Origin of the sequence: Pseudomonas sp. W3I7 (genome assembly GCF_030816095.1) — a bacterium.
Classification (GTDB): domain Bacteria; phylum Pseudomonadota; class Gammaproteobacteria; order Pseudomonadales; family Pseudomonadaceae; genus Aquipseudomonas; species Aquipseudomonas salomonii.
On the sequence record NZ_JAUSXP010000001.1, the window covers coordinates 702,913 to 716,300 of the forward strand.

18 protein-coding genes are annotated in these 13,388 nt (G+C 59.9%); 7 read left to right on the top strand and 11 right to left on the bottom strand.

Annotation, left to right across the window (positions count from 1 at the left end):
- Positions 1-2: 2 nt before the first annotated feature.
- The gene (locus tag QF043_RS03315) at positions 3-485 is read left to right on the top strand and encodes a glutathione peroxidase (protein ID WP_307417498.1); all 483 of its coding nucleotides are present in this window, start codon (positions 3-5) and stop codon (positions 483-485) included.
- A gap of 165 nt (positions 486-650) precedes the next feature.
- The gene (locus QF043_RS03320) at positions 651-1,754 is read left to right on the top strand and encodes an NADH:flavin oxidoreductase (RefSeq protein ID WP_307417499.1); all 1,104 of its coding nucleotides are present in this window, start codon (positions 651-653) and stop codon (positions 1,752-1,754) included.
- A gap of 51 nt (positions 1,755-1,805) precedes the next feature.
- Here QF043_RS03320 and QF043_RS03325 read toward each other — a convergent pair whose 3' ends face one another.
- From QF043_RS03325 to cysZ, 3 genes are all read right to left on the bottom strand, one after another.
- Positions 1,806-1,970 (bottom strand): hypothetical protein, encoded by a 165-nt coding sequence (locus QF043_RS03325; protein ID WP_307417500.1) that lies wholly within the window; start codon positions 1,968-1,970, stop codon positions 1,806-1,808.
- A 159-nt stretch (positions 1,971-2,129) separates the two neighbouring features.
- Positions 2,130-3,308 (bottom strand): glycosyltransferase family 1 protein, encoded by a 1,179-nt coding sequence (locus QF043_RS03330; RefSeq protein WP_307421292.1) that lies wholly within the window; start codon positions 3,306-3,308, stop codon positions 2,130-2,132.
- A gap of 54 nt (positions 3,309-3,362) precedes the next feature.
- Positions 3,363-4,127: a sulfate transporter CysZ gene (gene cysZ / locus QF043_RS03335; protein WP_058420022.1), complete on the bottom strand. Its 765-nt coding sequence runs from the start codon at positions 4,125-4,127 to the stop codon at positions 3,363-3,365.
- A 292-nt stretch (positions 4,128-4,419) separates the two neighbouring features.
- Between cysZ and trxB the strand changes: the two genes are divergently transcribed.
- Positions 4,420-5,382 carry a thioredoxin-disulfide reductase gene (trxB, locus tag QF043_RS03340; protein WP_307417501.1) on the top strand — a complete coding sequence of 321 codons (963 nt, stop codon included), beginning with the start codon at positions 4,420-4,422 and terminating at the stop codon, positions 5,380-5,382.
- A gap of 181 nt (positions 5,383-5,563) precedes the next feature.
- Here the strand turns inward: trxB and QF043_RS03345 are convergent, their stop codons facing one another.
- Genes QF043_RS03345 through QF043_RS03370 form a run of 6 tightly spaced genes read right to left on the bottom strand, consistent with a single transcriptional unit; the run spans position 5,564 to position 8,491 of the window.
- Positions 5,564-5,905: a HopJ type III effector protein gene (locus QF043_RS03345; protein WP_307417502.1), complete on the bottom strand. Its 342-nt coding sequence runs from the start codon at positions 5,903-5,905 to the stop codon at positions 5,564-5,566.
- On the bottom strand, positions 5,898-6,194 hold the full coding sequence (locus QF043_RS03350; RefSeq protein ID WP_069788208.1) for a DUF1244 domain-containing protein: 297 nt from the start codon (positions 6,192-6,194) through the stop codon (positions 5,898-5,900). The genes QF043_RS03345 and QF043_RS03350 overlap by 8 nt, the downstream gene beginning before the upstream one ends.
- 16 nt (positions 6,195-6,210) lie before the next feature.
- The gene (folX, locus tag QF043_RS03355) at positions 6,211-6,582 is read right to left on the bottom strand and encodes a dihydroneopterin triphosphate 2'-epimerase (protein WP_017135091.1); all 372 of its coding nucleotides are present in this window, start codon (positions 6,580-6,582) and stop codon (positions 6,211-6,213) included.
- A gap of 2 nt (positions 6,583-6,584) precedes the next feature.
- Entirely contained in the window at positions 6,585-7,145 is a 561-nt protein-coding gene (gene folE / locus QF043_RS03360; protein WP_307417504.1) for a GTP cyclohydrolase I FolE, read from the bottom strand.
- Positions 7,146-7,165: 20 nt separating this feature from the next.
- On the bottom strand, positions 7,166-7,876 hold the full coding sequence (folM, locus tag QF043_RS03365; RefSeq protein WP_307417506.1) for a dihydromonapterin reductase: 711 nt from the start codon (positions 7,874-7,876) through the stop codon (positions 7,166-7,168).
- Positions 7,877-7,933: 57 nt separating this feature from the next.
- Positions 7,934-8,491 (bottom strand): antibiotic biosynthesis monooxygenase, encoded by a 558-nt coding sequence (locus QF043_RS03370; RefSeq protein WP_307417507.1) that lies wholly within the window; start codon positions 8,489-8,491, stop codon positions 7,934-7,936.
- Between the two features lie 211 nt (positions 8,492-8,702).
- Here QF043_RS03370 and QF043_RS03375 point away from each other — a divergent pair, with 211 nt between their 5' ends.
- Positions 8,703-9,662, top strand: a complete 960-nt coding sequence (locus QF043_RS03375) for a MerR family transcriptional regulator (protein ID WP_373460656.1) — start codon at positions 8,703-8,705, stop codon at positions 9,660-9,662.
- A gap of 2 nt (positions 9,663-9,664) precedes the next feature.
- Here the strand turns inward: QF043_RS03375 and QF043_RS03380 are convergent, their stop codons facing one another.
- Together QF043_RS03380 and QF043_RS03385 are read right to left on the bottom strand one after the other, a co-directional pair.
- Positions 9,665-10,270 (bottom strand): hypothetical protein, encoded by a 606-nt coding sequence (locus QF043_RS03380; protein ID WP_056858332.1) that lies wholly within the window; start codon positions 10,268-10,270, stop codon positions 9,665-9,667.
- A gap of 58 nt (positions 10,271-10,328) precedes the next feature.
- Positions 10,329-10,796: a PAS domain-containing protein gene (locus QF043_RS03385; protein WP_307417508.1), complete on the bottom strand. Its 468-nt coding sequence runs from the start codon at positions 10,794-10,796 to the stop codon at positions 10,329-10,331.
- Positions 10,797-10,925: 129 nt separating this feature from the next.
- Between QF043_RS03385 and QF043_RS03390 the strand changes: the two genes are divergently transcribed.
- The 3 genes from QF043_RS03390 (at position 10,926) to QF043_RS03400 (ending at position 13,343) form a co-directional block, all read left to right on the top strand.
- Positions 10,926-11,381, top strand: coding sequence for a flavodoxin (locus QF043_RS03390; RefSeq protein ID WP_307417509.1), 456 nt, complete (start codon positions 10,926-10,928; stop codon positions 11,379-11,381).
- A 253-nt stretch (positions 11,382-11,634) separates the two neighbouring features.
- Entirely contained in the window at positions 11,635-12,441 is an 807-nt protein-coding gene (locus QF043_RS03395) for a class II aldolase/adducin family protein (protein ID WP_307417510.1), read from the top strand.
- Complete coding sequence (locus QF043_RS03400) at positions 12,441-13,343, top strand: alpha/beta fold hydrolase (RefSeq protein ID WP_307417511.1); 903 nt, start codon at positions 12,441-12,443, stop codon at positions 13,341-13,343. The genes QF043_RS03395 and QF043_RS03400 overlap by 1 nt, the downstream gene beginning before the upstream one ends.
- Positions 13,344-13,388 lie beyond the last annotated feature (45 nt).

Below are 13,388 nucleotides of genomic sequence, written 5' to 3' on the forward strand. Positions count from 1 at the left end.
TCATGAGTGCTTTCCACGACCTGAAACTCAAAGCTTTGGACGGACAAGAGCTGGCGCTGGCGCCCTTCAAGGGGCAAGTGGTGCTGGTGGTCAACGTGGCCTCCAAATGTGGCTTGACCCCGCAATACGCGGCGCTGGAAAACCTCTACCAGCAGTATAAGGGCCAGGGGTTTACCGTACTCGGCCTGCCGTGCAACCAGTTTGCAGGCCAGGAGCCGGGCACCGAAGAGGAAATTCAGGCGTTCTGCAGCCTGAACTACGGCGTGACCTTCCCGTTGGGCAGCAAGCTTGACGTCAACGGCCACGATCGCCATCAGCTGTATCGCTTGCTGGCGGGTGAGGGCGCTGAGTTTCCCGGGGATATCACCTGGAATTTCGAGAAGTTCCTGCTCGGCAAGGACGGCCGCGTACTGGCGCGATTCTCGCCGCGCACGGCGCCGGATGATCCGACGATCGTGCAGGCGATCGAAAAAGCCCTGAGCTGAATCGTTCCTACACTGTGGCGAGGGAGCTTGCTCCCGCTGGGCTGCGCAGCAGCCCTAAACCCTCATCACTTTTACCCCTTAATCACCCAGATCAATAGTGCTACCCAGCACGTTGCGCGGCTCATATTATCCACATCATAAACACCTCTTATGTGGAGTGCCCCCATGCCTGTCCAAGCTTTGTTCAAACCCTTCCAGCTCGGTGCACTGCAACTGTCCACCCGTGTGGTCATGGCGCCCATGACCCGTTCGTTCTCGCCGGGTGGCGTACCCAATTCCAAAGTCATCGAGTACTACCGTCGCCGCGCCGCTGCCGGTGTGGGCCTGATCATCACCGAAGGCACCGTGGTCGGCCATCCGGCTTCCAACGGCTACCCGAACGTCCCGCATTTTTACGGTGAGGCCGCGCTGGCCGGCTGGAAGAAAGTGGTCGACGCCGTACACGCCGAAGGCGGCAAGATCGTCCCGCAGCTGTGGCACGTGGGCAGCGTGCGCCGTATCGGCACCGAGCCTGACGCCAGCGTGCCGGCCTACGGCCCGATGGAGAAACTCAAAGACGGCAATGTCGTCGTCCACGGCATGACCCAGCAAGACATCAAGGACGTGATCAACGCCTTCGCCCAAGCCGCCAGGGATGCCCAGCGCATCGGCATGGATGGCGTGGAGATCCATGGCGCACATGGCTATCTGGTCGATCAGTTCTTCTGGGAAGGCAGCAACCAACGCACTGACGAATACGGCGGCAGCCTGGCCAACCGTTCGCGGTTTGCCATCGAGTTGATCCAGGCCACCCGCGCCGCCGTCGGCCCGGACTTCCCGATCATCTTGCGCTTCTCTCAATGGAAGCAGCAGGACTACACCGCACGCCTGGTGCAAACCCCCGAGGCGCTGGGTGAGTTCCTCAAGCCGTTGTCCGACGCCGGTGTGGATATTTTCCACTGCTCCACGCGTCGGTTCTGGGAACCGGAGTTCGAAGGCTCCGACCTCAACCTGGCCGGCTGGACCCGCCAGCTCACCGGCAAGCCGACCATCACCGTCGGCAGTGTGGGCCTGGATGGCGAGTTCCTGCAGTTCATGGTCAACACCGACATGGTCGCCCAACCAGCCAGCCTGGAAAAACTGCTGGAGCGCCTGAACAACGAGGAGTTCGACCTGGTTGCCGTGGGCCGTGCCCTGCTGGTGGACCCGGATTGGGCCGTTAAAGTGCGCGAAGGTCGTGAGGGCGACATTCTGCCGTTCAGTCGTGAGGCGTTGACGAGCCTGGTGTAACAGGCCACAGCTCCCTGTGATTGCCACAGGCAGCTGTGCAGCTTCAGTGGCTCAGTATTCCAGTGACTTCTTCAGCACATGGCTGTGGTCGGTCTTGTGACCTTCTTGTCGCTTGGATTGGTCGTAGGTTTGCGGTTCGGCTCGGGATTGATCCAACCATTGTTGCTGACGCGTCCACTCCGCCGTTGGCATGTTGACGCCATTGCGTATACCCATTCCATAAGTAGCCATCTTTGAATATCTCCACTTAACTGAAAGTCCTGCCTCAGTTGGCAGGTATCCTTCAGTGGTCATTCGCCGCCATCTGTTCCCTCCTTTAAATACCCGGTAATGCTTGAGTGGAGGAGGGTAAGAACGTCACCAACGACCGTTGACTCATGGCGTGTAAGGCTGTGCTGGCATCACAAATTGCTCTGCGCAAACGCTGCGTAAGTGGAATTCAAACTGCTCGATAATCGCCGGCCAACCCTGACGGCTTGCATGTTGGCGAGCATTCAAACGCATGCGGCGCAAACTCTCGGCATCTTCCAGCAGCCAGTTGGCGGCGTCACAAAACGCATCCTCATCCCCAGGCATCGCCAGCACGCCGTTGTAACCATGGCGAATATGCTGGGTCGCGGCTGCCTGGTCGTAAGCCACCACACCCAGCCCCGAGGCCATGGCTTCCAGCACCACGTTGCCGAAGGTTTCGGTCAGGCTGGGGAACAGGAACACATCGCCGGACGCGTAGTGCCGCGCCAGTTCTTCACCGCGCAAGGTCCCACAGAACACCGCGTCGGGCAGTTCCTTTTCCAGCGTCGCCCGTTGCGGGCCGTCACCGACGATGATCAGTTTCATCTGGCGCAGCGGGTAGGTGTCCTGCAAGGTTTCAAAGCAGCGCTTGAGCAGCCCCAGGTTTTTTTCCTGTGCCAGTCGGCCTACATGCAGCACGGCGATCTGGTCGTTGTTCAGCGCCCAGCTTTCACGCAACGTGTTATCGCGTTTGGCGGGGTGGAACAACTGGCTATCGACGCCGCGTGACAACATGCCCAGGCGCTCGAAGTGGCGACGCTCCAGCTCCAGGCGCTGGCTGGCGCTGGGCACCAGGGTCAGGGTCGAGCGGTTGTGAAACCAGCGCAAGTAATGGGTGACCATGCGGCTGAGCAGGCTCAAGCCATATTGATTGGAGTATTGCTGGAAGTTGGTGTGAAACCCGCTGACCACGCTGATCCCCAGGCGCCGCGCCGCACGTAGCGCCGACAGCCCCAGCGGCCCCTCAGTGGCGATGTACAGCACGTCCGGGCGCTGGCGTGTCCAGCGCCGCAGCAACTTGTGCATCGACGACTGGCCCCATTGCAGCCCCGGGTAACCCGGCAGTGGCCAGCCGCGACACAACAGTAATCCATCGTCGCTTGGGCGGCTTTGGTCGACACCCTGTCGTGGGCGCACCAACTCGACCTGATGGCCACGCGCGCGCAAGCCCTCACACAGGCGGCCAAGGGTATTGGCCACCCCGTTAATCTCCGGCGGGAAGGTTTCGGTAATCAGGGTGATGTGGAGCGAGGCTGTCGTCATGACCCACAGTGTCACCGTGGGCCATGTCGTCATTGTGACGCCAGGATGATGGATTTATGACTTGGCTATCGCCTGTCGTGCCATCGCCTCGGCGCCTTGCTCACGTACCCAGAACAACGTGGCTCCCGCGACGGCGGCCGGCATCATCAGCAGGTTGACCACCGGCACCAGCAGCACCAGATAAACAATGCCGCCAAAGCTCATGCTCTGCCAGCGCTTCTGGCGCAGCCAGGCGAGCATTTCGTTCCAGCCCAACTTGTGGTTATCCGCTGGGTAGTCGATGTACTGGATCGCCATCATCCACACGCCGAACAGCAGCCACAGCGGCGCGGCGATCAGGTTGACCACCGGAATGAACGACAGGATAAACAGGCCGATGGCGCGTGGCAGGAAGTAACCCAGTTTGCGCATTTCCCGCGCCAGGGTGCGCGGGACCATGGCAATCAACTCGCCCCAGCTGAAGGCGGGGAAGTCGTCTGTGCCGCGCACCACCACCTCGACTTTCTCCGAGAGAAAACCGTTAAACGGCGCGGCAATGATATTGGCCAGCATGGTGAAGGTGAAAAACACCATCAACACCACCAGCACCACAAACAAGGGCCACAGGATGTAGCTGAGGAAACTCAGCCAACCGGGTAGCGTCGGCATCAAGGTGTCGACCCACAGGCTGAACTGATGGCCGGCGAAATAGATCAAACCGACGAACAGCACCAGGTTGATCGCCAACGGCAGCAGCACAAACAGGCGCAGGCCAGGGCTCAACACCAGTTTTAGGCCTTCACGCAGGTATTGCGGGCCAGAAAGAGCAGGGGCGGGCATGGAGAACTCCGAGCAAGAAGACGAACGCGCCGACCTTACCGGCTTTACTTCTTCGGTGAAAGCGGCGACATCAGCGGTAACATCTAGGCAACCAGGGTGTCGATTAACCGCGTCGACTGCATAGAGACCACCTATGAGCTGGATTGTTATTCCGTATTTCCTTAATCTTGCCCCCCTCTATACGCTGCACCCATTATTTTCAGGGCCTGCGAGTTCAAGCCTTCCCCAAGTGCTTCGCGGTCCTTTTTTATTCCAGCTGCCTTGTGGTCCGGGCGGTCGATAGGAGTGAGTCATGTCTGATACCCGTCATTCGCGAGTGATTATTCTCGGTTCCGGCCCTGCCGGTTACAGCGCTGCCGTCTACGCTGCCCGGGCCAACCTCAAGCCGCTGCTGATTACCGGCATGCAGGCGGGCGGTCAGTTGACCACCACCACTGAAGTCGACAACTGGCCGGGCGATGTGCACGGCCTGACCGGCCCGGTGCTGATGGAACGTATGAAAGAGCATGCCGAGCGCTTTGAAACCGAGATCGTGTTCGACCACATCAACCAGGTCGACTTCTCGAAAAAGCCTTATAGCCTGACCGGCGACAGCGGTGTCTACACCTGTGACGCGCTGATCATCGCCACCGGCGCCAGCGCCCGTTACCTGGGCCTGCCATCGGAAGAAGCGTTCATGGGCAAAGGCGTTTCCGCCTGCGCGACCTGCGACGGTTTCTTCTACCGCAACAAGCCGGTCGCTGTGGTCGGTGGCGGCAACACCGCCGTGGAAGAAGCGCTGTACCTGGCCAACATCGCCAGCACTGTGACCCTGGTTCACCGCCGTGAGACTTTCCGCGCCGAGAAGATCCTGATCGACAAGCTGCACGCCCGTGTGGCTGAAGGCAAGATCATCCTCAAGCTCAACGCCACCCTGGACGAAGTCCTGGGCGACACTATGGGCGTGACCGGTGCCCGCCTGAAAAACAACGACGGCAGCTTCGACGAGCTGAAAGTCGACGGCGTGTTCATCGCCATCGGCCACACCCCGAACACTTCGCTGTTCGAAGGCGTGCTCGAAGCCAAAGACGGCTACCTGGTTGTGCAAGGCGGCCGTGAAGGCAACGCCACCGCGACCAACATCGAAGGTATCTTCGCCGCCGGTGACGTAGCTGACCACGTGTACCGCCAGGCCATCACCTCGGCCGGCGCCGGTTGCATGGCGGCGTTGGATGCCGAGCGTTACCTCGACGGTTTGAAGGACGCTTCGTTCTAAACCCGTTGAAATGAAAAAACCGGCCGAGAGGCCGGTTTTTTTATGCCAGGGGTTTAGGGGCAACAGAGATCAAATGTGGGAGCGGGCTTGCTCGCGAATGCGGAGTGTCAGTTACAGAATATTTTTCTGATACACCGCTTTCGCGAGCAAGCCCGCTCCCACATTTTGATTTGTATCTGTCTCAGGATTTACGGGTCAGCGGCTGTGCGGTGAACTTCACACCGGCCAAACCATGCGCAATCAACGCCCGAATATTGCCGTGATCACTGCCCTGCGGCGTCGCCACCACCGAACGGTAGTGCTCACCAAACGCCAGCAACGCTTCCTGATCGCTCAAGCCTTCCAGCAGCGCCAAGCCCAAGGTCTTGCACGAACCTTCATTCTGGCCAGCAGCGTTTTCTACGCCGCCATTGGTAAAGGCCTGCGGCTGGTAATCGTAACCGGCGGCTACAAAAGCCAGGGTATCGGCAAAAACATGTTCGCCGCTGTTGAGGCTGGCGCGCAGGGTGTTCAGATCAGTCATGGGGTTTTCCTTTGGCGAACGCCGCCTGTTGGTCGGCGCTGGCTTCTTGCTGGTATTGGGCTTTCCACTCGGCGTACGGCATGCCGTACACCACTTCGCGGGCGTCATCGAGGCTCAGCTCGATGTGGCGCTCGTCGGCCTCGGCCTTGTACCACTTGGATAAGCAGTTGCGGCAAAAGCCTGCGAGGTTCATCAGGTCGATGTTCTGCACATCCTTGCGGCTGTCCAGGTGGGCCACCAACCGGCGAAAGGCGGCGGCTTCGAGTTCGAGGCGTTGTTGATCGTTCATAAGGCTCACTTAACTATCAGCGGCTGGCCGCCAGGGTAATCGACACCGACTCGGCAAAGCGCAGCGCATGGGGCTTGTCCACTTCGACTTCGGCGTACAGCACTGACTCATTGCTCATCACCAGGTCCAGCAACTCTTGCGTCAGACGTTCGAGCAGTGCAAAACGATTGCCTTCGACGTGGGCAATGATCGCCTTGGTGATGGTGCGGTAATTCAGTGCGTGGTCGATGTCATTGTCGCGCACAGCTTCCTGTGCGGCATACAGGATGGTCAGGTTGATCAGCACATCCTGCTTGTTGTTGATCTCATCTTCATTGATGCCAATAAAGGTGCGCAGGCACAGGTCCTTGACCCGGATGCGCGCCATGCCTGGTTGAAGTTGTGGCATTGCTACTTGCTCCGTCCGATCAGTTGCAGGAACTCCATGCGCGTGGTGTTCGACTCGCGGAACGCGCCGAGCATCACCGAGGTGTTCATGGTTGAATTCTGTTTTTCCACGCCGCGCATCATCATGCACATGTGCTTGGCTTCGATCACCACCGCCACGCCTGCGGCCTGGGTGACCTGCTGGATCGCGTCGGCGATCTGCCGCGTGAGGTTTTCCTGGATCTGCAGGCGCCGCGCGTACATGTCGACAATGCGCGCCAGCTTCGACAGGCCCAGCACCTTGCCGGTCGGTATATAGGCCACGTGGGCCTTGCCGATAAAGGGCAGCAAATGGTGTTCGCACAGCGAATACAGCTCGATGTCCTTGAGGATCACCATCTCGTCGTTATCGGAGGCGAACAAGGCGCCGTTGACGATGGTTTCCAGGTTTTGCTCATAGCCATGACACAGGTACTGCATGGCCTTGGCGGCGCGCTTGGGGGTGTCGAGCAAGCCTTCGCGCTCCGGGTTTTCGCCCAGGCCTTTGAGGATCTCGCGGTAGTGTTGGGGCAGGGACAAGGTCATACAACATCCTCACAAACGGCTTACTTGATATGCCGCCCGCCGTTGACGGTCAGGGTGGTTCCGGTGACATACGGGTTGTCCAGCAGGTAACGCACACTCTGGTAGATCACATCAGGCCCAGGCTCGATGCCCAGTGCCGACTTGGCCAGCACCTTGGTTCGGTACGCCGCATCGTCGCCCGCGTTGAACATCACCATCGCCGGCGCAATACCGTTGACCTTGATCAGCGGCGCGAACTGCGCGGCAAACGACAGTGTAAGGCTGTCGAGGCCGGCCTTGGTGGCGCAGTAGGCGATATGCTGGCGGCTGCCCTTGCGCACCACGTCATCGCTGATATGCACGATATCGGCCGGTGTCGAGCGTTGCAGCAAAGGTGAACAATGCAGGTTGATCAGGTACGGCGCAAGCATGTGCACGCTGAACATATCGGTGAAGGCGCGGCTTTCGTCGCCGGGCGTTTCCGCAACCCACGCCGACGCGTTGTGAATGATCGCACGTAGGCTGTCGGTATGGGTTTTCAGCTCGGCAATAAAGGCCAGAATCCCGGCCTCAGTGGAAAAGTCGGCAAACACGCCGAGCGCGCCAAGCTTGCGCAAGGCCTCAACGCCCGGGCGTTGGCTGCGGTAGCTGAAAATCACCGCGTGGCCTTCGTCCAGCAGGCGCTCGGCGCAATACAAGCCGACACGCTGGCCGGCACCGGTGATCAGGATCGGGGCGTTGGTTACCGTCATGGGAGGCTCGAGTCGCTGGCAGGTTGAAACTATACCAGCGACCGGCCGCCCCTGTACTCACGCAGGGGCTTGGGTAGCCTTGGGCGTGGGCGTTGGATGCAACCAACTCGCGAGCAGATGGGTCGAGAGCGGAATAAAGAAGTACACCATCAACGGCGTGAGGGCCAGGGTACTGACCAGCACACGCGCGAACATGTCCAACTCGCTGAGCAGCGGCCCCAGCCCGAAGTTGAACAGCAGCGACACCGGGAAAAATGCCAGCCAGATCGCCACCGCCTGTTTCCAGCGCGGTGGTCGTGCACCCACGGCCCCGAACCAGCCGTCGATGCCACTGACGCGATGCTCGGACGGGTCGGCAAACAGTTCGCTGCCACGGCTTAGCCAGGCACTGCGCGAGGCGGAGAACTCCCAGGCATGCAGGGTTTTTTCATCGGCGAAGCGGAAGATGATCTGGAATTCATCATCATTGGGCGGCGGCGCAAGCACGCCGGAACCCAGGTAGCCGGGGAAGTCAGTGGCCAATTGCTCGCCTTCGCGCAGCCAGGCCATCAATTCTTCATAGCGCCCTTTGGCCACGCGGCGCGCAACCATCAAGGTGACGGGAGAGGTAGACATTGTGTATCTCCAAGTAATCAGGTGCGCTGAGCCGGGTAGGCGGCGCACACAGGTGGCGACCGGGTAAGGTCATCACCAAAAAACAGGCAAGGATTATTCCTGTTTTCAAGAAATACACCAGTGGCATTGGTCTGACAGGCCAGCCCTTGAAAAGGACAAGTTTAAAAGCGTTAAATGGGATCCACACTTAGATAGATGTTTGCGATCTCTGATGCCTGAAATAACTGCTCAAACTCGCGAAATGACCCAGGCTCAAGGCTCTGACCCGGATGAGCTGTTCCCGATTCGTGATGTCTCGAGAATGACAGGTGTCAACCCGGTCACCCTGCGTGCCTGGGAGCGTCGTTATGGCCTGATCCAGCCAACACGCACCGAAAGCGGGCATCGGCTCTATTCCAGTGCCGATATTGTGACCGTCAATCGCATTCTCGATTGGATTGAGCGTGGCGTGGCCGTCAGCAAGGTCGGCAAGATCCTCGCACGCGACGATCTACAGGCTGTGGCGCTTCATGCCGAGGGCAATGGCGTCGACGAACATGAGTGGTCGCAGTGGCGGGCGCGGTTGCTGCACGCGGTCAGCGCCTTTGACGAGCGTCAGTTGGAGAGCCTTTACGGCCAGGTTTTTGCGACCTACCCACTGAGCGTGGCATTCCAGGACATCTTTATGCCGCTGTGGGGTGACCTGCTGCGCCACCAGGGCCGTTTCGGCCAGGCCAGTGAATGGCTTTTTTACGACACTTTCCTGCGCATGCATACCTTTGAGCGCTTAAGGCTTGCGAGCAGCTCTCTGGCGCCGCGGGTGTTGCTGGCGGCCATGCCGGGCGAATGCCGTAAATTGGAACTGCTGGTGGCGGCGCTGATGCTCAGCCACGAGAACACGCCGGTGAAAGTGCTGGGCATGGGCCAGCCGTTTGATGAACTGACACTGGTGTGTGAAAAGATCCGTCCCCAGGCGCTGGTGATTTTCTCCAACCATGCGCACAACCATGAACTGGCAGCGCGCCTGAGTCGCCTGGCGCTGACCCTGGATTGCCCGCTGTTGCTGGCCGGGGCCGCTGCGGACCTGGCCGAGCAGGACCTGGCCGGCTCGCCCATCGGCTGCCTGGGCAGTGAAGGGCGCCAGATGCAGAGCCGCTTGCAGCAGTTTCTCGCAGGTAGCCTGGATAGCTGATTTCAGGCGTGTACGTGCGGATGGACCAACCGGTGCTGATGCAGAATGAACTGGCGTAGCCGTTCGATCTCATCCGCGTCACTCTGGCTCAAGCGATAAGCGAACAGGCCTCGCGCGGTTTCCCGTTCCAGCGTGCCGCGCAAGGCAATACGCTCGTAACCGGACGGGCTGAACCACAGGGAGAAGGTTTTCGGCGGTTTGACCCGCCCGCGAATCTCCACCAGCACACCCTTGAATGACACTTCATGCACCCATAGCGCGGCAGGGTTGCCCCGGACGTTTTCCAACGCCACGGGTGCTTCAAGGGCCAGACGCCATGGGCGGATCATTGGCCCGTCTTCAAAAATGCTCGGCACGCCCAGGCGCAGATGCACCGCATGAAACTCGTCTTCCACCAGGTGCAGCGGGAAGGTCAGTTGCTGGTTATCGAACTGCGCCTGGATGGTGACATGGTCGTGCGCGGCCAGCCGCGTGAGCAAATCGCGAATCTGCGCACCGCCATTTACTGTCAGGCTCGACCAGGCATCCCGCAGGTTGAGCTGCGGGTTGTGCTGCATGTCCTGGATAAAATCCAGCTCGTCCTGCGTCAATAGAGCGTCGCGGTGCATTGATGTAGCTCAAGGAGGAGGCATTAAAAAGCCATTATCGCCCTAACGGCCGCATTTTTTACACTTTGTTATTTCCGCTCGTCGTCTTCAGCGCTGCCAGCTCATCTTTAAGCTCGGCCACTTGCGCTTCCAGCTGGGCGACGCGTTGCTGCGCTTGCACCTGAGCCGTGACGTCCTTTTGCACACCGACAAAATACGTTTGCTTGTCGGCCTCGTTGTAAACCGTGGAAAGCGACAGCTCGTTCCAGAAGTGCGTGCCGTCCTTACGGTAATTGCGCAGGATCTCCCGGCAGGCACCCCCGCTGTCGAGGGCATCACGAATGGCCATCAACGCCGGCTGGTCGCGGTCACCCGACTGCAGGAAGCGGCAGTCCTGATACAGGATGTCGTCCAGGGTGTAACCGGTCATACGCTCGAACGCCGGGTTAACGTAGATCAGCGGCTTGTCCTGGCCCTCACGTTCGGCGACGACGATGCCGTCGTTGGAAGCGTTAATCACCAGTTGCATCAGTTTGGCGTTGATCATTGAGCAGTCCATCGCATGTTTTTAAAGTCTGAATTCTATGGCAACTTTTGAATGTCGCACGGTGTGCGCTGAAATAGTTGCGTCAGCTGCTAATATCCCACGCTTTCGCTCAACCACAGGATCAGATTGATGAAAGTCGCCATCCTTTCCGGCTCGGTCTACGGCACGGCTGAAGAAGTCGCCCGCCACGCCGCCGGTATCCTCAATGCGGCCGGTTTTGAAGCCTGGCACAACCCACGCGCCACCTTGGCCGACGTGCAAGCCTTTGCCCCCGAGGCGTTCCTGGCGGTCACATCGACCACCGGCATGGGCGAACTGCCGGATAACCTGCAACCGCTGTATTCGACCATTCGCGACCAACTGCCAGCCGCCTGGCGCGGCCTGCCCGGCGCGGTGATCGGCCTGGGCGACGCCAGCTATGGCGACACGTTCTGCGGTGGCGGCGAGCAAATGCGCGAACTGTTCGGTGAGCTGGGCGTGCGCGAAGTGCTGCCGATGCTGCGCCTGGACGCCAGCGAAAGCGTGACCCCCGAAGCCGACGCCGAGCCGTGGCTGGCCGAATTGGTCACTGCTCTGCGCGCTTGACCGGGAATTCACGCAGCCAGGCGCCGTCACGCCAGATAAAGGCAATGCCCCAGGGCAAGCGGATGCCGGTGTTCAAGCGCGTGCTCACGGGCTTGCTCAACCTGTTTGCCGTGCCTTTATTGGCGGCACTTCTCTGACACCACTTGTACTATTCTGATGACTGACTCGCTCAGTCATCAAGCTGGCTGCCAAGGCAACTCCTTGCGTCACGGCGTCTGACTAGACTGGCCCCTCATCCAGAAAAATAATAAGAATGCGAACCAAGGAGGTTGTTGCCGTGAGCCTAGCCCCTGTTCTATCGCCGCAGAATGTCAAAGACCAGGTCAGCGCTGCCGAATGGCAGACCCGCGTCGACCTGGCGGCCTGCTATCGCCTGGTGGCGCTGCATGGCTGGGATGACCTGATCTTCACGCATATTTCCGCCAAGGTGCCGGGCACCGAAGACTTCCTGATCAACCCTTATGGCTTGATGTTCCATGAGATAACGGCGTCGAGCCTGGTCAAGGTCGATCAGGCCGGCAACAAGCTGATGGACAGCCCCTACGAGATCAACCCCGCCGGCTACACCATCCACAGTGCCATCCATGAAGTGCGCCACGACGTGGTCTGTGTGCTGCATACCCACACCGCCGCGGGCGTTGCGGTGTCGGCGCAGAAGCAGGGCGTGCTGCCGATCAGCCAGCAATCCACCTTTGTCTTGTCCAGCCTGGCCTATCACGCCTATGAAGGCGTGGCGCTCAACCCTGAAGAAAAAGCCCGCTTGCAGGCAGACCTGGGCGACAACAATTTCCTCATGCTGCACAACCACGGCCTGTTGACCTGCGCCGGCTCGATCGCCGACACGTTTTTAATGATGTTCACCTTCCAGCGCGCGTGCGACATCCAGGTACTGGCACAAAACGGCGGCGCCGAATTGATTGCCATCGAGCCGCAGATTCTGGCGGGGGCCAAGGCGATGGTGGCAGTTGTCACAAAGAGCGCCCAAGGTATGGGCGGTGCACTGGCGTGGCCGGCGCTGTTGCGTAAATTGGACCTGCAAGATCCCGGGTATAAAAGCTGATGCCACTCGCCGAGATACCGCTCAGAGCCTGGCGCAAACGTAGTCAGGAATTTCTCTTTCGTGGCCACGTGATCCGTTACTGGGTGGCGGGGCAGGGCGAGCCGTTGCTGTTGATTCATGGCTTTCCCACCGCCAGTTGGGACTGGCATTACCTGTGGCAGCCCCTGGCCCAGCGCAACTTGGTGATCGCCTGCGACATGCTCGGGTTTGGCGATTCGGCCAAGCCGCTGAACCACGATTACTGCCTGCTGGAGCAGGCGGACCTGCAACAGGCGCTGCTCGAACACCTGCGCGTGGAGCGGCCGGTGCATGTGTTGGCCCATGACTATGGCGACAGCGTGGCCCAGGAATTACTGGCGCGCCACTACGACGGCCGCTTTCGGATGGCCAGCTGCGTGTTCCTCAATGGCGGGCTGTTTCCCGAGACCCATCGCCCGGCGCTGGTGCAGAAACTCTTGCTCAGCCCACTCGGCTGGATGATCGGCCGCGCTTTTGGGCGCAATGCCTTGTCGAACAGTTTCAGCCAGATTTTCGGCCCGAACACGCGGCCCAGTGAAAGTGCACTGGATGACTTCTGGAGCCTGATCAACTGCCATGATGGCCCGCGCATCCTGCATAAGCTGATTGCTTACATTCCCCAGCGCCGGCGTATGCGTGAACGTTGGGTGGCGGCGATGCAACGCGAAGAGGTGCCGCTGCGGGTGATCGACGGCGAGGTCGACCCCATTTCCGGCGCGCATATGGTGGAGCGTTATCAGCAGTTGGTGCCCAATGCCGACGCGGTGTCGCTGGCCCATATCGGCCACTACCCGCAGATCGAAGCGCCGGTGCTGGTGCTCAAGCATTATTTGGCGTTTCGTGAACGTATCGGTCAGCCGGCATCGCGATTGGCTTACTCCTGAGGCCAATCCGGGGCTGCTGCGCAGCCCGGCGCGAGCATGCTCCCT